The organism is Thalassospira profundimaris WP0211 (assembly GCF_000300275.1).
GTDB lineage: Bacteria > Pseudomonadota > Alphaproteobacteria > Rhodospirillales > Thalassospiraceae > Thalassospira > Thalassospira profundimaris.
Genome location: NZ_AMRN01000006.1, coordinates 139,907 through 158,728, shown reverse-complemented (window position 1 = coordinate 158,728; position 18,822 = coordinate 139,907). Strand labels below are relative to the sequence as shown.

Genomic DNA, 18,822 nt, shown 5'->3' with positions numbered 1-18,822 from the left:
CCTTAGCGTGCGCCGCTGGTCGCCATGCCGGTAAAGAATTCAAGCTGCCAATTCATGTCATCCTCGCTTAGCGGATATTGATTGCCGCTGCGGGGATTAAGTGTCTGGCTCGGTGGAACATGACCAAGCTTGACCTGAATTTTCACCGCAAGGTCGGCCGGAAGGCCAGCCTTCCATGCAAGCGACACAACACCCTTTGCCGAATGGGTGTTAAGCACCTTTGATACGGCGTCGGGCGAAATTCCGGCCAGAACTGCCAGCGATGCACGGGCGAATTTGACATCGTTTGCGGCCAGCGCCTTTGCCACTTCCTGATCGGTCAGCTTTTTCTTGGCATGCATGGCAAGTGCCTTTTCAAAGGCAGGCTCGCCTTCCTCTTCGTCGCCGTCTTCTGCGACCACGCCTTTTTTGTCAGACTTCGGTTCCGCCTTGTCCGACGGTTTGGCCTTGTCCTTGTCAGCCTTGATCTTTTTCGCATCGGTCGCAACGTCGTCGCGCTTTTCGAACTCGCCAGATGCGATACGGAGCTGAACGACCTCGCGGACTGCATCAAGCTGGTCTTTTTTCAGGTCTTTGCGGCGTTCCAGCACACTGATCAGATTTTCGGCGACAAAGCGCGCCAGTTTTCCGGCTGCGGTCGGTGTCAGGGTTGGGCGTTTGACAAGGGGTTCGTGCCATTCCGGGTAGTCCGGTGCGCGATCAATCAGTTGATCAAGCGTTTCTTCGCGGATCTGTGCAGACTTGTTGCCAAGCAGATGGGAAATCGCATCCTTGTCGCTACTTGCGGCAATGGCATCGGCAAGCTTTTCACCAACGTTTCTGCGACGCGACACAAAGCTGAGCGCACCGCGGCCAGAGCTACCTTCAATGATTTCAAGCAGATCTTCCTCGGTCAGGACCGGCGAATACTGCAAGACCGGGCCGGAAACGACACTTTCGGCGTCGCGTGCAAGCTGCTGAATGATTGGCTGCGGGGCGTCGGCAATGTCTTTGAGGGTTTCAGAGATCACTTGGCGGACGTGAACAGCCTGGTCACGCACAAGCTTGTCGAGCGCCTCGTAAGTCATACGGCGCAGTTTATCCGTTTCATGGGCGGTCAGGCCGGCAGAAAGATGTGCGATCTTCTCGGCCAGACTGCCACGGACACTGTCATCGCTGTCATCAGTCAGGAGGACATCGGCCTGAACCGGCGTTGCCTGGTTGGCTGCAATGTGACGACGAACAGAAGAATCGTGGTCAGTGGCAAGGAAATAAAGGATTTCGGGCCGTGTATCATGGCGTTGTGCCAGTTTGCCGCGAACATCTGCATCCGGGCTTGCCGCCATTTCCTTGGCTTCGTCATAGGTGATTGGCGTTTCGCTTCGCTTGGTAAATACCCGCTGCAAAAATCCCTTCATCGGGCATTCCTCCTAAACTTCGATTTTTGCCGGGTCTTTTGACCCCGGCGCGGCAGCGATACCAAAACGGCCTTTGCCAAGTTTCTTGACTTGATACATGGTCTGATCTGCGCGTTGCACAAGTTGTTCAAGCGTTTCTTTTGAATCAGGTTCGTGAACCGCAATACCCACGGAAATGCCCAGTGGATGTTCGGCATCCCCGGAATATTTTCCAAGAACGGCACTTTCCTTCATCAGGGTCTTGGCGCGGGCCGACGCGGCCGCAATATCAGCACCTTCCAACCACAGAACAAATTCGTCGCCACCAAGGCGGGCTACAAGATCAGATGGGCGCACATTATCAAGTAACACTTGCGTTAACGTAAGAATGGCGTCGTCGCCAGCCTGATGGCCATGGATATCATTGACCAGTTTGAAGTTGTCCATATCGACATACATCAAAGCCGCAGGCGCATTTTCACGGCGCAGGCGACTGTGGCGGCGTTTGAGTTCCTCAAAGAACGCACGACGGTTCAGAAGACCGGTCATGCCATCTGTACGCGAAAGCGTCAGGATGCGTTCATGCTGGATGGCCTGTTCAATCGCGATACCGACCTGATCGGCAACCTCGGTCATGATGGCACGTTCGCCGTCGGTTGGTTCCGGGTGATCAGCATCAAACATAAAGATCACAGCGCCATTATTGCGCTGATGATAATGGCAGCTAAGACCAATGAGCCGGTAATTCCCGACATGGGCATCAAACGTTTCATTCGTTTTCTGCATCTGATGAAGCGCCTGGTGGGCGATCTCGTTGGCCGTCTTGTCTGCATCGCCGGCCGCCAGTTCAAGGTCGCCGGTTTCATCATTGCGTTTGAAAATAACGCAATGGGAACAGGCCAATGCACGCGTGCTGGCTTCGGATGCGCCCTTAAGGACCAAAAGCGGATCAATTTCATCACGCATGGTGCGCACGATATAGGTCATCAGGCGGTCACGATTTCGGGCGGTTGCGACTTCGCTTTCGCGGCGGCGCTGTTCGGTAATGTCGTGGGCAAGACCACGTGTGCCGATCCAGACCCCTTCGCGCGAATAGACGGGCGTCGATGAAACCGAAAGACACGCATCGCGTCCGTTCGAACGCCGGAACCAAACCGGGACATCACGCACGGCCTTCTGGCTGCGAAATACGTGTTCGCTGTCCTGATCGGCAGTATCAAGCAGGAATTTCCCCGGGAAACGTCCAACGATGTCGTCGGCACGGTATCCAAGTGCCCCGCGCGGCGAGACGAAGATGAATTTGCCTGTTTCATCCGTTTCCCACGCGAAGGCGGACGAGACTTCGACAATATCGCGATAGCGCTGCCGTGAGTCGATCAGGGCTTCACGCAAGTTCCGATCCATGCTGACATCACGCGGCAGGATCATGACCTCGTTCTTTGTGGTCGGAAGGGCGGTCAGCTCCAGTGTTGCGGTGCCGCGCTGGACTTCAAAGGTCATCAGTTCAACCACACCGCCCGGTGTGGTCAGGGCGCGTCGGATCAGTTGATAAATTTCAGGAAACAGGCCGTCACGAATGCCATTGGCAAAGCCAACAGCATTTTTGTTGGCAAATAGCGGCACACCCTTTGCGTCCATCACGATGACGGGGGCCTCGGCCTCGGCCATGACTTTTGGGTCAAGGGTAAACACATCGGCGTCGTAGTTTGTCAGATCGTCTGCAAAGTTTGCGTTCTGGTTTTGCGGATCCACCGGATGACGGGAAGTCATGCGCGTCCTCCTGTTGTGGTCGACGCGTTCTGATCGTCGGTGTCGGCACTGCTATTTGAGCTGGCGAGATTGGTCTTGTGATAATCGTCTTCGCTGCCAATCGTGATTGGCGGCCCCAGATGATAGCCTTGACCATAGTCGATACCCAGATCACATACCAGTTCGTAACTGGCCTGATCGTGGATCATTTCGGCGATTGTATGAATACCAAGATCGCGACAAAGCAGGGCGGTTGCCTTAAGAAAGGCCCGCCCTTTGGGATTGGCAAGCGCAGTTCTCATCGCCCCGCCATCAAACTTGATAATGTCTACATCAAGCGCGCTCAGATATTCGAAGTTGGCAGCCCCGGCACCAAAGTCATCAAGACAGATAGCATGTCCGCGGGCGCGCAGCATTTGCAACCCGTTATTCACATCGGTCAATCCACGAATACGCGACGTTTCCGTAACTTCGAAAAGGACTTGTTTCGAGGGGATGTCATAGTCGCCAAGCAATTCGATCAGGGCTGGCATAAAACCGGCCTGTTCAAGCGAATGGCCGGAAAGATTGACGGCAACCGGGTAGGGGATGCTGTCAGGATTGTCGCGCAGGTGATCAAGAACCTTGCTGCACATTGCCAGATCAAACTCGGTAATCAGACCGGTTCCCTCGGCGAAATGAATGATCTGGTCAACGGCCAACGTGCTGTCGCCGATGTTAAAGCGCGCCAACGCTTCGAAATGATGCATTTCCCGATTGCCAAGATGGACAATCGGCTGCAATGCCACAGCGAATGAACCATTTTCCACGATTTCGCGGAAGGCACGCACGGACTTCAATGTTTCGTTGATCAGATGCGGCAGGCTTGCCGAAAGGCGGGCGGCGGTAACGTCATTCTGTGCCTTGCGCTGCATCCGGTTGAGCGCATAGGCAACTGCCCGTGTCAGGTTGGTATCACGGTCACTTTCGGCATTCTCGGTATCGAAATGATGAATGTTCCGAGCACTTTCATAGTCATTGCCAAACAGGTCTGCTGTTTTGGACTTTTTGGTGTTTTTGCCGTTAACGCCCGAGGTGTTGGTCAACGACATCAACCCGCTGATATTCTCGGCCGAGCTGGTTTTATCAATTTCCTCAAGGTCGGCGCGCAGCGCACTGGCATAGGCCACGATACGGCGTTCGAGTTCGATCATCGGTTCGTCAACCGGGTGAATTTTATGTGGTCGTCGTGACTGTTCCTGATCCTTAACCACACTGGCATTGAACTGCTTTGCGCCAATTCCGATCAGACGGGCCAATTCATTGGTTGCAGCCGTTTCCGCCTGGGAGCGCGAAGCCGCCAGGTTTTCGAGCACCACCAAAGCTTCGTTGTGGTAGTTCATGCTTGAAAGATCACCAACTGAACCGGTCTGGCTGGTTTCAGCATTCATGTTCTGGCGAATGACGGCATTTTGCAAAATGATACGGTCAATGCCCGATCTGGCGCGAGGACGAATGGCGCGATGGCGGGCTGCGATGTAATAGCGGCTTGAAGGATCGGCGATCATATAGCCGCTGAGTGACAGCGGCACAGCTTCCTGAACCGGTTTGCCGTCGGACTCGCAAAGCTGGAAATCAAGATCAAGCTCTTCAAGGCGTTTCAGCCCAGTGCCGCCGTGAAGATAGGCGCGCAGCAAAGGACGTTCGGACTTAACAACAATTTTCTCGAAGGCTTCGCCGATCAGACGGTCTGGCGTGCATCCCAGAAGGCTTTCGGTCGCGCCTGCGACAAACAGAATATAGCCGTTCTCATCGACCTCAAGAAGCATGTCAGCCCAGCAGAATGCCATGGCTGCCAGAAGGTCTTGGTCATTCGTTTCCGCCGAGTGGCCGGTGCTGTCTGTCATTTTCGACCCGTCATCGTAAGCCGCCTGTTTGTTTTTCTAAGCCGCAGCTTTGCCTGTCTCTCATAAATAGCGATCTTACAAAGGATATGAAGGATTTGCACTTGATATGGCAAAAAAAACATTCCGGCTTCAAAAGATCGATTTCTGACACGTCGCAAGGGGCTGAGTGTCGATCAATTCTAAGCGAAAGTTTAGGGACGCTGACTTTTACCTCAATGACATCGCAGACATTGAGACTTGATGTTTTTTCGATTGTTCTATCAACTCTGAATTGGACAGTTCTCTGCGCCTTCCACCTTCTGTCCGGGAAACTGCATCATCAGCTTAGTGAGGTCGCTGTGTTAAGCCGAAACATCAACCGCCGCCGGTTTATGAAGTCTGTCCTGATGGCAAGCGGGGCTGTCGCGTTTGCATCAAAATTTGCCGTCAAAAGCGCGCATGCGTTGGAAAATGTTTCTGTGGTTGTGGTCGGTGCAGGTATTGCCGGGCTCGGTGCGGCGAATTTGTTGCGTAAACACGGGGCCACAGTGACCGTGCTTGAGGCAAAGGACCATACCGGTGGTCGTCTTCTGACAGACTGGTCTATGGGCGCACCGTTTGAAGTCGGTGCTGGATGGATCCACGGTCCGTCGTCGGACAACCCGACCAAGCAACTCGCTGATGCGGTTAATGCCCAATATGTCGTCACCGACGATGAGAACGCAGTGTTCTTTGACATCAACGGCTATGAATATGATGAGGATGAGGTCGAGAGAATTGTTGATGCCTGGGAAGGGGTTCTTGAACACATCGACGGTACCTATGAGGTAAATGACCCTCGCAGTCTTTTGCAAGCGATCAAGGACTATCGTCCGGCGTATCTTGATGATCCGGGTATCATGTGGGCGTTTTCTGCCTTTACCGAATTTTCAAAGGGTGGGGCGATCGAAAAATTGTCAGCGCCCCTATTTAACTGGGATGAGGCATTTGACGGTGCGGATGTCGTCGTCACATCCGGCTATGACGAGATTTTAAAGCCTCTGAAAGAGGGGCTTGATATCAAGCTTTCTCATGTGGTCTCGGCAATTGATTACAGTGCCGATGAGGGAGTGGTGATCACCACCGATCAGGGAACTTTCGAAGCCGACTATTGCATTTGTTCGGTGCCACTCGGTGTTCTGAAAGCCAACAATATCAAGTTTACGCCCGAACTTCCCGGCAGCTATCGCGATTCCATCGAAAATCTCGGCTTTGGCAGTGTGACCAAACTCGCACTGAAGTTCGAGGAACCGTTCTGGGATATCGAAACCCAGTACTTTGGCATCACAACCGAGCCGAAAGGGCGGTGGAACTATTGGCTGAGCTACCGAACATTTTCAGATGAGAACATCTTGCTAGGGTTGAGTGTCGGGGATTATGCATTGACGGCTGATCGTATGACGGATGCGGAAATGGTTGAAGATGCACTCGATGTGCTGCGCACTGTCTGGGAAGATGACGTGACAGAACCGATTGATGTTCTGGCAACCCACTGGGCCACCGATCCATTCACACTTGGCGCATATGCGTATCCGCGTCCGGGGAACCGAAAATCTGATTTTGACGATCTCGGAGAGCCGATTTCAGATCGATTGATCTTGGCTGGTGAACACACGATCTTTGACTATGCCGGTACAACCCATGGGGCATTCATGACCGGGCTGCGCGCAGCAGAGTATATAATCGACGAGGAAGGTTAGGGGAGGAAAGTCGACAGCCTATCCTGTCTCATCGGATATCAGGCTGCGTTATGATCGGCTTTGCGGGGCTCGGTTGCCTCGCGGCGGCTGTGCTTCTGATCATACATGGCTTCATCTGCTTCGCGAATCAAATCGGCAATATCGCACTTTGCGCCAAAGGATGCGTGCCCGAAGCTTGCCCTGATCGACAGTGCCTTGCCCTGCCATATCAGCGGGAATCGCTCGGTCGCATTCTGAAGCTGCACAATCCGTTTTGCCGCTGCGGCAGGATCGCTGCCGGTCATCAGGATGGCAAATTCGTCGCCGCCAAAGCGGGCAACAAAATCATCAGACCGGGTGTGCGTGCGCAGGTTCTGGCCAAAGTGCCGAAGGACGGCGTCCCCCGCAGCATGCCCGTGCATGTCATTGATTTGTTTGAAACCATCGAGATCGGCAATGACCAGAATACCGCGTTCGTCGGTTCGTGACGCGCGTGAGATTGCCTCGCGGGTGCGCTTCATGAAGCCGCGACGGTTATAAAGCCCGGTCAACTCATCGGTTTCGACCATGAGTTCAAGCTGTCTGATCCGGTTTTGCTGCTGATCAAGTCGGGTTTGCATGTCACGGGCAAGATCAACCAATGTCGAAAGCGCACTACGTTGTTCGCTTTCGTCTGTTTCTTCGGTCGCGCGATTGTTGATTGCCGTCTGATGCTGAAAATCAGCAGCAAGCTCTATCAACAAATCTATCTGCGACTTTTCCATTGGGCGTCTTGTTCTCAATGACATTGGATACCGAAACCCTTAAAAGGGGTGGAACCATTCTATCTTTCATGGCGTTACAAGAACATTAACGCACATGAAGCGTATTTGTGACGAAGCACTGTCGATCACGCAAAGGAGCACGACGGATGAAGTACCTTTTTGGGGCCGGATTGGCGCGAAAAATCGCTGTTGCGGGTGTGGCTCTGGCGTTGGCAGGGTGTTCGTTCCTGCAAAAAGAAAACTTTACGGTTGGTGGTGAAATCACCGATCAGGGGCAGGAATGCGTTACGTTCCGTGCCGAAGACGGGACGCTTTATGCACTCGCCAACAAGGCAAGCAGGCTGCGCCCGGGCGACAAAGTACGCATCACCGGCCATCTGGCACTGATGACAACCTGTACCGAGGCAACAACCCTGATCGTTGACAAGATTGTCCTGCTTGCACCTGCTGACTGAGCCCTTGTCTAGCGCGCAGTTGCAAAACAATCCGTGCCGTCAGCCTTGAGCTGGCGGCATTGTTTTTGCGCAGACTCCGAGTCTTCAAACCCGGCAAGCTGCAGCCGGTGATAAATGCCCTGACTGCCGAGATCGGCGGATATGATTTTTTTGTCGTGCGATTTAGCCAATTCCGGATAGCGGATGCTAAAGCTTGCCCAATAGGTTTCAGCAGTAAATGTGTCGCGAAAGGCGCCTAGCTGGATCCGGAAACCACCACCGCTGACTGCCGACACAGGCGTTGCTGTTTCAACAAGATCAGATGCCGTCGTGCGTTGCACGGTCACAGCGGGCTGTGTGGTCTGGTGCGCAGGCGAACTTGTTGAAATCGCCGGACTGATCGGAGTTTCCCTGGGCTTTGGCACCCTTTGACGGACAGGTTGGACCGAACGGACTGATGCTTTTCCATTGATCGTCCGTTGATACTGATCTGCCAAGGAGGGGATTTCGATTTCTTCCTCAAGCCGGGTTTCAGTTGGAATTGTTCCGGGCAGGAGGCTTAGCGGCTGATTGCCTGATCGCACACTTGATGCGCGGGCAGGCAAATCCGTCGGGATGATATCGATCCCGGTTGGTCCCGTTTCAGGCGCAAGCGTTTGCGCCACTACACCCAGATTGAAAATCATGGCGGTCATCAGTGCCGCAGCAAAGATGACCGAAAAAGAAAAGCCACCCCACATTCCGGCAAAGCCAATCGCCTGCGACAACTGTGTCGCAGGGGTTGGATATGCGTGGGGTGGTTTCGCCATTCCTACATCTCCGTGCGCGGGCCATATGCATGGCGTTCGCGCAAAATCAGATCATTGTTGCGCAGGCGTTCCATGGCTTTGCCATAGACTGTGTCTGGCGCATATTGACCATCTGTCCGGTCACCTGTTGCCATTCCGGTCAGAAGCTCAATCGCATCATTGATGTGTTCCACCGTCCAGATGTTGAATTTGCCCTGGCGAATGGCCTGAACGACTTCTTCGCGCAGGACAACGTTTTCCGCATTGGCCGAAGGAATGATCACGCCCTGATCACCGGTAAAGCCCTGATCAGCGCAAATGCGATAGAAACCTTCGATCTTGTGGGAAATACCGCCAACCGGTTGTGCCTGGCCAAACTGGTTCATCGACCCCGTAATGCCAACATTCTGGCGCATCGGGATGTTGGAAACAGCGGAAATGATGGCACAAAGTTCCGCCATCGATGCAGAATCGCCTTCGATCCCGCCATAGTTCTGTTCGAAGGTAACGTTACAGGCGAATGAGAGCGGAAAGTCCTGCGCAAAGCGCGATTTCAGGAAGCCTTCGATGATCATCACAGACTTTTGCTGCAATGGGCCGGACATATCGACCATGCGTTCGATGTTTAGAACGCCGAGGCTACCGACATAGGACCGTGCCGACACGCGCGCTGGAAGGCCAAAGGCATGATCACCATAATCGAGAACCGTCAGTGCGTTGACCTGACCAACCACGCTGCCAAAACTGTCGATCAGGATTTCGCGCCTTTGGACCCGTTCATGGGATCGGTCTTCAAGGCGTGAATTGCGATGGCGCCGCTCCTCGATCGCGCGTCGGACATCTGCGGCACGAATGGTTTCGCGACCTTCGGCCTTGCTAAGTGCGCCGGCCTCGATCGCGACATCTTCGACCCGTTCAATCTGGGCTGTCAGCTTGTCACGTTCGCCTGCCCAACGGGCCGCCTGACCAAGCAATTGACGGATCGCACCATTATCAACCGGGATGCCGGAGCGTGACAGGGCTGATGCCCGCAGAAGCCCGGTATAGATCGAAATGTTGCGACCTGCTGCTGGCATGTCGGCATCAATATCTGCCTTGACCCGGAAGTGATTTCGGAAATCCACATCCAGCGAGAAGAAGGTGTAATAGAACTTCGGCGCGCCGACGATAACGACCTTGAGGTCAAGCGGGATCGGGCGCGGTTCCGGTGCACCTGCGGTCGGTGGGCCGCCCTTGTGGGTTTCCTCGATACGAATTTCACGGTCACGAAGGGCTGCTTTCAAGAAGCCCCAACATTCTTCGTGTTCCAGAAGGCTTTCCGCACGCAACACAAGTACGCCGCCATTGGCGCGATGAAGGGCGCCCGGCTTGATCAGGCTGAAATGCGGATGCATGCCGCCCCCCATCGGGCGGTACTGAATTTGCCCAAACAGGTTGTCGTAGCTTGGACTCGGTTCAAGGACGACATCGGGGTGGTTATCACGTGAATGATCAATCAGCAGGTTGACGGCATATCGGTCATCGACCGTTTCGGGGATCTTGCCATCACCGCTTTCGATGGCGGGTTGGTCACTGGCTTCCTCGAACGCGTCGATATTGTCGAGAATGTCTTTTTCAAGCGCGTCGAACCATGCCTTGAGGCCGGGGCTTGTAAATTTGTCGCGCAATTTCTTGATGCGCGGTTTCAGAACAACCTTTGCTGCCCCGCGCCGCAAACTATCAAGCGTATCGGCGATCTGTTCTTCGAGGTCGCGGGTGGAAAGCAGCGTTTTGCGGGCTTCTTCGGCGACTTCCTCAAACGCGTCTTCGGCCTCGTTGCGGCGATCCTTGGGGATCTCATCGAGTGAAACCGGTTCGCCGTCCTCGTTCAGCGCGACAATCATCACGCCTTTTTCGTTTTCCTGAACATCCAGACCGCGTTCACGGGCATATTCACGCAACGCATCGAACTTTTCGCGGAGTTGTGCACGGGCTTCTTCGGTCTGTGTCTGGGTTTCGGTCAGGTGGGCCGGGGCGTTGAAGGCCGAGGCAAAAGCTTCGCGCAGATGCGTGATCAACGTTTCCATCGCCGCCAAAAGCTTTTGGCCCTGACCAGCCGGAAGGGCATAGGGGCGCGGCCGATTGGTGCGCGAAAAATTGTTCAGATAGACCCAATCATCGGGGGCTTCGCGTTCTTCCATGGCCTTGTTGAGGTAATCGAGTGTTGCCGTCATGCGGCCAGCGCGATCAAGGCCAAGAACAAAAATGTTGAAACCGGGTTCGGACATCGAAAGTCCGAATTTAAGAGCCTCTGCCGCGCGGTAATGCGATGAAAAATCGAATATTTTCGGCTGCTGGTCTTTGTGTGGGCTGCGAATACGGAAATGCGGGAAACCGCAATCATCTGCGTCAAGGCGGGAAACTGGCATCTGCTGACTTTCTGCTGCCCAAGATCAAGGTATCAAGCAGGGGCTTCTTGCCCCCGCAGCATATCTTGGAAGCAACGCAATCACGTGGTCAAGCGTTGCGTGCGGAAATAATTGAAATGCCAGTAAGAACCGTGACTTCGCCTCAAAATTGCACGGTCATCATGTACAAGAAAAACGTGCGTTACATGACGACGGAATTGCCAAAATCACTGCTCTGAAGCAGTCGGTCGACGATTTGCACGCCGCGGCGCAATCTTTCGGGGGATCGTTCTGCGCCGAAGCACAGGCGCATACCCCTTGGCACGTGGCCAACGGCGAATTGCTGTGCCGCGGTCAGAAGAACACCGTTGTTGGCCGCATCCATAACCAATTCACTAGTGTCGATATGTTCGGGAAGTTCCAGCCAGATATGATAGTTGGTCGGGTGGAAACGGATATCGTAACCCTTGAGCGTGCCGAGCACGATCGCAAGACGTTTGGCCGCTTCTTCGCGGTGCCATGCCTCGAACTGAGCAAGGCTGCCATCCATGATCATGCGTGTGACAAGTTCAAGGTTGATGGTTGAAACCATCCAGCAGGTGGACCGGATTGCACTGGCAAGTTTGCCGATCATTTCGCCCGGTGCATGGATATAACCGACACGCAAACCACCACCGATGCTTTTTGATACGCCATCAAGATAAATGCTGCGTTCCGGTGCAAAGCAAGACAGCGGGGGTGGGGCATCGGGATCAAGGAAGTGGTAGATGCCGTCTTCGATCAATGTCAGATCATATTTACGCAGGATTTCGGCAATTTCGATGCGGCGCTTCTGGCTCATGGTGCTGCAAAGCGGGTTGTGCAGCGTCGGCATCAGATAAATCGCACGCGGGCTTTGTGTGCGACACATGTTTTCGAGCGCGTCAGGCACGATGCCGTCGTCGTCCATGGCCACACCACGCAGACGGAACTGCAACAAATTGGCAAGGCTGCGCAGGTTGGGATAGGTGAGTTCCTCGCACAGGACAAGATCGCCGGGGCGCACTGTCGCCAACAGCGAGACCGTCATGCCATGTTGCACGCCAGCCGTTGGTAAAACGCGTTCCGGATTGTCATCCAGCCCCAGTCTTCCGGCGGAAAAAGCCAATGCTTCGCGCTGATGAGCAACACCATATTCCGATTTGTACGACACCATATCGTCTGTCGACATGGTGGTCGCAACCTCAACCAGGGTCTCGCGAATGCGGCCTTCCCTTGGCGGGAGAGGGCAGTTCATCCTGAAATTGATCGGTCCGGTATCTTCGGTCTCGTTTGACTGGGAATTCGTCGATGGCGCAGCACCGGTCGATCGTGCCAGCTGGGTGAGGTTATTGGTAAATGCCATCGGAATCGGGGCGGTGGCCGCCATATCAAGTTCCGACTGAATATTGTCGAGCACATAGGTTCCACGGCCAACTTCACCGGCCACCAACCCCAATCTTTCTGCCTCGCGGTAGGAGCGGGTAATTGTGCCGACCGTGACGCCAAGTTGATAGGCAAGGTCGCGATGGGTGGGCAGTCGGTCTCCGGGTTTCAGAGAGCCGTCTTTGACTGCTTTGCGGATGGCTTGCGCGATCTGTCGATAAACAGGACCACCAGCCTCATCAAGTTTCGGGAACCATATTGTCATGGTGACAATGTTTAAATTGACACAATAATAATGTCAATGACAAAACAATATCGAGACAATTCACCGAAAGGAGATGGAGATGGTAAATTGTAACGATACAATCCAGCTTCCTGGCATCAATGTCACTGAGCGCACAGTAAGCACCTCTAAACAGGCCAAGCAGCCTGTGACCTGGCGTGCCGCGATCATTGGTGTGATGATCTCTGCGGCTGAATATCTTGCCCGTCTGCAGGCGCATTCGCGCGATCGTCACGCTTTGCAAAGGCTTGATGATCATATGCTTAAGGATGTCGGGCTGACCCGATCAGATATCGAACAGGAACTGTCAAAGCCGTTCCTGTAAGGTTTCCCCCGGCGCGGCTCGCCACCGCCGCGTTTGACGGAGGCACTTTGCTCCCATTGTGCCTCCGTTCGGCGGGAAACTGCTGTAAACGCAAATTGTCACGATTTTGATCTATCAGGGATACAATGCAATGTTTAATACAGGTGAGTTGCGCGAGGCCGCGGATTTTGTGCATCAATATGTCGCGCCGACGCCGACAATTCAGTGGCCGCTGCTTGATCGCGCGACCGGATTGTCCCTGTATGTCAAACACGAAAACCACACCCGACTTGGTGCGTTCAAAATCCGGGGCGGGCTGACTTTTTGTCGTTATCTCGGAAAGTCGGTTGATGTGAACCGCGGGATTATCTCGGCGACACGGGGCAACCATGGTCAAAGTCTTGCCCATGCGGCCAGCCGTTTTGGCATGCCTGCGACCATTATTGTCCCGCATGGCAATTCCGTTGAAAAGAACGCCGCCATGCGAGCCTGGGGTGCAGAGGTGATTGAACATGGTCACGACTTCCAGGAGGCAGCCGAATACGCCAAGGCACTTGCCACCAAGGAAGACCTGGTAATGGTCCCGCCGTTCCATCGGGAACTTGTGCGTGGTGTCGCGTCCTATGGGTTGGAGCTTTTTGACGCTATTTCCGGTCTGGATCGTGTCTATGTACCGGTGGGCATGGGATCCGGGATTTGTTCGTTGATCACAGTGCGTGATGCGCTGGGCCTTAAGACCGAAATTATTGGTGTGGTCGCAACGGGTGCGGATGCCATACGTCAATCATTCATGGCCGGTGAAATCATCCAGACACCAACTGCCAATACGTTTGCCGACGGGGTTGCCTGTCGTAGCCCGGATCCGGGCGCGTTTGCGATCATTAAAAGCGGTGCTGCGGACATTGTTGCTGTCGATGATGAACAGATCGCGGATGCCATGCGCCTTTATTTCAGTTCGTGTCACACCATTGCCGAGGGTGCAGGTGCCGTGCCGCTGGCGGCTGCGATTGCACAGCGCGAAAGCAATATTGGCAAGAAGGTCGCCGTTGTGTTGACCGGCGCGAACATCGATCGCGCCGACTTTGCGCGCATCCTTTCAGGAGAGAACAAATGAACAGCATTTCAAATCGTTCAGATGACAGCCCCACTGTTGATGAACGTCATCTCATGTTTGATGACCTTGAAAAACTTGGCCGCATTCTTGTGGAAACAGGTGATGTCGCGCACAGCTTTATTCAGGGTGCGGATAACATGGATGTAACCTGCCGCGATTTCTCTGCCTTTGACCCCTCGCGCCCCATGCCGGGGCAGGGACGCGGTGCGCTTGATGCGTTGCGGGCAGCGAAGGAAGAAATTCTGCCGCTGCTCGCCGCATCAATTGGTCCTCGTTATCTTGGATTTGTTACCGGCGGTACGACGCCAGCGGCCCTTGTTGGCGATTGGCTTGTCAGTGCAATTGATCAGAACGCCACCGGACCGGAAGGATCGGTCAATGCCGCGGTTGAAGAACAGGTCATCAACTGGTTGTGTGAACTGGGTGGTGTGCCGTCAGATACGTTTGATGGTGTGTTGACAACCGGTGCAACGGTATCAAACCTTTTGGGTCTGGTTGCGGCCCGCCAGTGGTGTGGTGAACAGATTGGTGTGAATGTCGATGCCGATGGTGCAAGCGTATTGCCAGATCTCGAGATTTTTGCCGCGAGTCCGCACGCCAGCATGATCAAGGATTTGTCGATTGCCGGCATTGGTCGCAACAGCTTTACCAAGGTCGCAACCAAACCGGGATCGGAAGAAACCGATGTTGCAGACCTCAAGGCTAAGCTTGCGGCCAGTGATGCACGCGCCAAGATTGTAATTGCGTCGGCCGGGACGGTGAACGCGACGGATTTCGATAACCTTGATGCGATTGCCGATTTGTGCAGGGACTTTGGCGCATGGCTTCATGTTGATGCCGCGTTTGGCTTTTTCGCTGCCCTGGATGATCGTCGTGCCCACCTTACCAAGGGAATAGCGCGCGCGGACTCCATCACATCAGACGGGCATAAGTGGCTCAATGTTCCGTATGATTGCGGGATATTCCTGACCCGGCATATTTCGGTGCTGGAGACATGCTGTCGCGCCTTCGCGCCGTATCTTGATACCAAGGCGGACGGGAATAGCTATATCAATCGCGGGGTCGAAAATTCCAGGCGGTTCCGCGCGTTGCCGCTTTGGATGGCGATGACGGCTTATGGTCGCGACGGAATTGCATCCATCATCCGGGCAAACTGTGGTCAGGCGGCAAATCTGGCTGCGTGGATTCGAACCCACGAGAAGCTCGAACTGCTGTGTGAACCCAAACTCAATGTGACAATGTTCGCATCGCGTGGCACCGATGACGAGAATCGGGTCTTGCTCCAGCGTATCAATGAGACCTGCAAGGTTTTCCTGACACCAACGGTTTACGGCGGTCGTTTCGGATTCCGCGCGGCATTCAGCAACTGGCGGACCCGCGACGAAGATCTTGTGGTCGTCAAGCAGGCCATTCAAACGGCCTTGTAAAGGCGAACCCAAATCATCAATAACGCAGACGATGTATCGACTTGTACATCAAACATATGCCGAGTTCAGGATAAGACGATGACGACCCAAACCCTGCCGATCTATCAGATCGATGCCTTCACCGATGTTTTGTTTGCCGGCAATCCGGCGGCGGTTGTGCCGTTATCTCACTGGTTGCCTGATGACGTGCTGCAAAAAATCGCGATGGAAAACAATCTCTCGGAAACGGCCTTTTTCGTGTCAAATGCGGGAGACGAGGCCGATTTTCACATTCGTTGGTTCACGCCGACCGTCGAGGTGCCGCTGTGTGGCCACGCGACGCTTGCAAGTGCATTTGTGATTTTTAATCGGCTTGGCTTTGAGGGCGATTTGATCAAGTTGCAAAGCCAAAGCGGCGTTTTGACCGCCCGGCGCGAAGGTGATGCGATTGTCCTGAACTTCCCGAAACAACCGATCAAGGGTGAAACTGTCTCTGAGGAGGTGCTTGAAGCCCTTGGCGGAGTTAAGCCCGCCGAGACATTTGGCGTGGTAAGCCGTGATACCGACATTGTGATTGTCTATGATGACGCTGCCATTGTGCGAAATATGCGCCCGGATATGTCGGCGTTGGGCAAATTGGCGGGGCGCGGTGTGATTGTTACGGCACCCGGCGATAAAACCGGACTTGATATGATTTCACGTTATTTCCTGCCAGCACTTGGCATCAATGAAGATCCGGTAACCGGCTATATGCACTGTGTCGTTGGGCCTTATTGGGCAGAAAAACTGGGGCAGGTCGATGTTGTCGGATATCAGGCGTCCGCGCGCGGTGGTGTGGTTGCCTGCAAAATCGACGGTGACCGTGTTCATCTCAAGGGCGAAGCCGTGCAGTATCTCAAAGGGGAAATCACGGTTCCGGCGTGATTGGCCTGGCGGTGTCGGGCAATGAATTCAAAAGGGCGGGCAATCTAGTATTTGCCCGCCCTTGCTTGTTCAAGGGGCCTGCATTCTGTCTGGGGTATTCTACCGACTAATCCGCATTCGAACTGATTTGCTTTGTTTTTTTATTGACCGCGCTATAGGGCTTTCGTCTAAGTAAAAGGCAAAATGAAACGATTGTGGACAGATCTCGCCGGTGCAAAGGTGCGCGATAACCGCAAGAATGCAGGCTTTACAGGGGAAAGTTTATCGTGCTCGAAAGTGTTGTTGCCAGTTCTGCAACGCCGATGCAGATGTGGGTGGTCCTAGCACTCGTTGCCGGATCGCTTGTTCTGTATGGGTTGGAGCGCATTTCGCTCGAACTGACCAGTATTGCTCTTATCGCAACGCTTTTGCTTTTCTTTGATTTTTTCCCGCTGCTTGATGCGGATGGTGAAAACCTGATGGGGCCTGCCACGGTCATGTCGGGCTTTGCCAACCCGGCCTTGCTGACGGTGTTGTCCTTGCTGGTTGTCGGGCAGGGGATGGTCCTGACCGGGGGTGTCAGTTACATCGCCGGTCTGATTACCGAACATGGCGGCAAGAATGCCTCGATTGCGATTTTCGTCGGGTTGTTCGTGGTTATGGTATTGTCGGCTTTCCTGAACAATACGCCGGTTGTTGTTATCTTTATCCCGATTATTCAGGCACTTGCCGAGCGTATTGAACGTTCCCCATCGGCATTGATGATCCCGCTTTCCTATGCGGCGATCCTTGGCGGTATGACGACCCTGATCGGTTCATCGACCAACCTTCTGGTATCAAGTTCCCTGATCGAACTCGGCATGCCGGGACTTGAATTCTTTGAATTCACAACGATTGGCAGCGTGCTTGCCCTTACCGGCTTTGTTTATGTTCTTTTGATTGCGCCGCGCCTGCTTCCGGCGCTGGCATCAATGCGTAGCAAGCTTGCCAACCCCGATAGCAGCGGCAAGCAGTTCATCGCCCAGATCACGGTTGGACCAGCGGCAAACATGATCGGCACAAAGCCGGTGGCCGGGTTCTTCAAGAACCTGCCCAATATCACCGTTCAGATGATAGTGCGGCGCGAACATGCTGAACTGCCGCCGTTTGAAGATGATATGGAAATTCAGGCGGGCGACGTTCTGGTGGTTGCCGCCACCCGCAAGGCACTGACCGAGGCCCTGCAAAAGGACCCGGGATTGCTGCATTCAGATGCGGCCGCCGTTGGTGCAGATGGCGACGAAACCCCGCAGAAATCCACCCAGTTATTGGCCGAAGTCATGTTGCCACCGGGGTCGCGCCTGATCGGCTTTAACCTAGAGCAGATCGGTTTCCGCTATCAGTACAAGTGCCTTGTACTTGGGATCCAGCGTCGTTCGCGCATGATCCGAAGCCAGATGACCGAAATCCGGCTTGAGGCCGGGGACGTTTTGCTGGTGCAAGGACGATCAGAGGATGTTGAAGCCCTTCGCACCATCCGCGACGTTGTGTTGCTGGAATGGTCGACCAGAACCTTGCCCCGTCCATTCCACGCGCGTCGGGCTGCGGCCATTTTCCTTGGCGTGATCGCGCTTGCTGCGACCGGTGTCGTGCCGATCATGGTTTCAAGCTTTATTGGTGCCGGTTTGATGATCGCATCCGGCGCACTTAATTTGCGTCAGGCATCGCGTGCGATTGATCGCAAGATTGTTTTGCTTGTTGCCGCTGCACTTGCCCTTGGTAATGCGTTGCAATTGACCGGTGGCGCGGAATTCGTTGCCGATCAGTTGTTGGCGGCAACCCGCGGCGCACCCGCACCGGTTATTCTGTCACTGTTCTTCCTGATCGTGGCGGGCTTTACCAACGTTCTGTCCAACAACGCGTGTGCGGTTCTGTTTACACCCATCGGCATTGGCATGGCCCAGCAACTTGGCGTGGAGCCACATGTTTTTGCGATTGCGGTGGTGATGGCGGCCAACTGTTCGTTTGCGTCGCCGGTCGGGTATCAGACCAACCTTCTTGTCATGGGGCCGGGACACTATCGGTTTATTGACTTCCTGAAGGCAGGGACGCCGCTGATAATCATTCTTTGGATTGCGTTCAGCCTGTTTGCGCCTTGGTATTACGACATCCCGTTCTAAGGCGCATAAACCAAAGAATGAATGTTGGCGGCGGTTCGTTTCAGCCATGCAAAAATGGCTGTCATGTCTGTGTGGAAGGCGTTTGACTTTTGCCTTTGGGGCAATAGGATCGGGTCGCTTGAATATTCTAGACTAACCTGCATTGGTTATCCTTCTTTCTCAGGAACT

14 protein-coding genes are annotated in these 18,822 nt (G+C 54.2%); 7 read left to right on the top strand and 7 right to left on the bottom strand.

All coding sequences use genetic code 11. The features are described from left to right. Window positions 1-2: 2 nt before the first annotated feature. The 3 genes from TH2_RS12730 to TH2_RS12720 are packed head-to-tail and all read right to left on the bottom strand — an operon-like array spanning window position 3 to window position 5,011. Complete coding sequence (locus TH2_RS12730) at window positions 3-1,397, bottom strand: DUF2336 domain-containing protein (protein WP_008890845.1); 1,395 nt, start codon at window positions 1,395-1,397, stop codon at window positions 3-5. Window positions 1,398-1,409: 12 nt separating this feature from the next. Next, window positions 1,410-3,146 carry a sensor domain-containing diguanylate cyclase gene (locus TH2_RS12725; protein ID WP_008890844.1) on the bottom strand — a complete coding sequence of 579 codons (1,737 nt, stop codon included), beginning with the start codon at window positions 3,144-3,146 and terminating at the stop codon, window positions 1,410-1,412. Continuing rightward, window positions 3,143-5,011, bottom strand: coding sequence for an EAL domain-containing protein (locus tag TH2_RS12720; protein WP_008890843.1), 1,869 nt, complete (start codon window positions 5,009-5,011; stop codon window positions 3,143-3,145). The genes TH2_RS12725 and TH2_RS12720 overlap by 4 nt, the downstream gene beginning before the upstream one ends. Window positions 5,012-5,382: 371 nt before the next feature. Here TH2_RS12720 and TH2_RS12715 point away from each other — a divergent pair, with 371 nt between their 5' ends. Beyond that, window positions 5,383-6,729, top strand: coding sequence for a flavin monoamine oxidase family protein (locus tag TH2_RS12715; RefSeq protein ID WP_120224869.1), 1,347 nt, complete (start codon window positions 5,383-5,385; stop codon window positions 6,727-6,729). A 38-nt stretch (window positions 6,730-6,767) separates the two neighbouring features. Here TH2_RS12715 and TH2_RS12710 read toward each other — a convergent pair whose 3' ends face one another. Next, complete coding sequence (locus tag TH2_RS12710) at window positions 6,768-7,472, bottom strand: GGDEF domain-containing protein (protein ID WP_008890841.1); 705 nt, start codon at window positions 7,470-7,472, stop codon at window positions 6,768-6,770. Between the two features lie 146 nt (window positions 7,473-7,618). Between TH2_RS12710 and TH2_RS12705 the strand changes: the two genes are divergently transcribed. Continuing rightward, complete coding sequence (locus TH2_RS12705) at window positions 7,619-7,927, top strand: DUF5818 domain-containing protein (RefSeq protein WP_008890840.1); 309 nt, start codon at window positions 7,619-7,621, stop codon at window positions 7,925-7,927. Between the two features lie 8 nt (window positions 7,928-7,935). On the opposite strand, the gene TH2_RS12700 is transcribed toward TH2_RS12705, so the two are convergent. From TH2_RS12700 to TH2_RS12690, 3 genes are all read right to left on the bottom strand, one after another. Beyond that, window positions 7,936-8,715, bottom strand: coding sequence for an SPOR domain-containing protein (locus TH2_RS12700; protein WP_008890839.1), 780 nt, complete (start codon window positions 8,713-8,715; stop codon window positions 7,936-7,938). 2 nt (window positions 8,716-8,717) lie between these two features. Further along, window positions 8,718-11,102 (bottom strand): ATP-binding protein, encoded by a 2,385-nt coding sequence (locus tag TH2_RS12695; protein WP_008890838.1) that lies wholly within the window; start codon window positions 11,100-11,102, stop codon window positions 8,718-8,720. Between the two features lie 181 nt (window positions 11,103-11,283). Continuing rightward, a complete protein-coding gene (locus TH2_RS12690) occupies window positions 11,284-12,750 on the bottom strand; it encodes an aminotransferase-like domain-containing protein (protein ID WP_008890837.1) in 1,467 nt (488 codons plus the stop codon). 79 nt (window positions 12,751-12,829) lie between these two features. Here TH2_RS12690 and TH2_RS21535 point away from each other — a divergent pair, with 79 nt between their 5' ends. From TH2_RS21535 to TH2_RS12665, 5 genes are all read left to right on the top strand, one after another. After that, on the top strand, window positions 12,830-13,093 hold the full coding sequence (locus TH2_RS21535) for a DUF1127 domain-containing protein (RefSeq protein ID WP_008890836.1): 264 nt from the start codon (window positions 12,830-12,832) through the stop codon (window positions 13,091-13,093). A 130-nt stretch (window positions 13,094-13,223) separates the two neighbouring features. Next, on the top strand, window positions 13,224-14,186 hold the full coding sequence (locus tag TH2_RS12680; RefSeq protein ID WP_008890835.1) for a threonine dehydratase: 963 nt from the start codon (window positions 13,224-13,226) through the stop codon (window positions 14,184-14,186). Then, window positions 14,183-15,613: a pyridoxal phosphate-dependent decarboxylase family protein gene (locus TH2_RS12675; RefSeq protein WP_008890834.1), complete on the top strand. Its 1,431-nt coding sequence runs from the start codon at window positions 14,183-14,185 to the stop codon at window positions 15,611-15,613. The genes TH2_RS12680 and TH2_RS12675 overlap by 4 nt, the downstream gene beginning before the upstream one ends. Before the next feature lie 78 nt (window positions 15,614-15,691). After that, a complete protein-coding gene (locus tag TH2_RS12670) occupies window positions 15,692-16,516 on the top strand; it encodes a PhzF family phenazine biosynthesis protein (protein WP_008890833.1) in 825 nt (274 codons plus the stop codon). 266 nt (window positions 16,517-16,782) lie between these two features. Then, window positions 16,783-18,654, top strand: coding sequence for an SLC13 family permease (locus TH2_RS12665; protein ID WP_008890832.1), 1,872 nt, complete (start codon window positions 16,783-16,785; stop codon window positions 18,652-18,654). Window positions 18,655-18,822 lie beyond the last annotated feature (168 nt).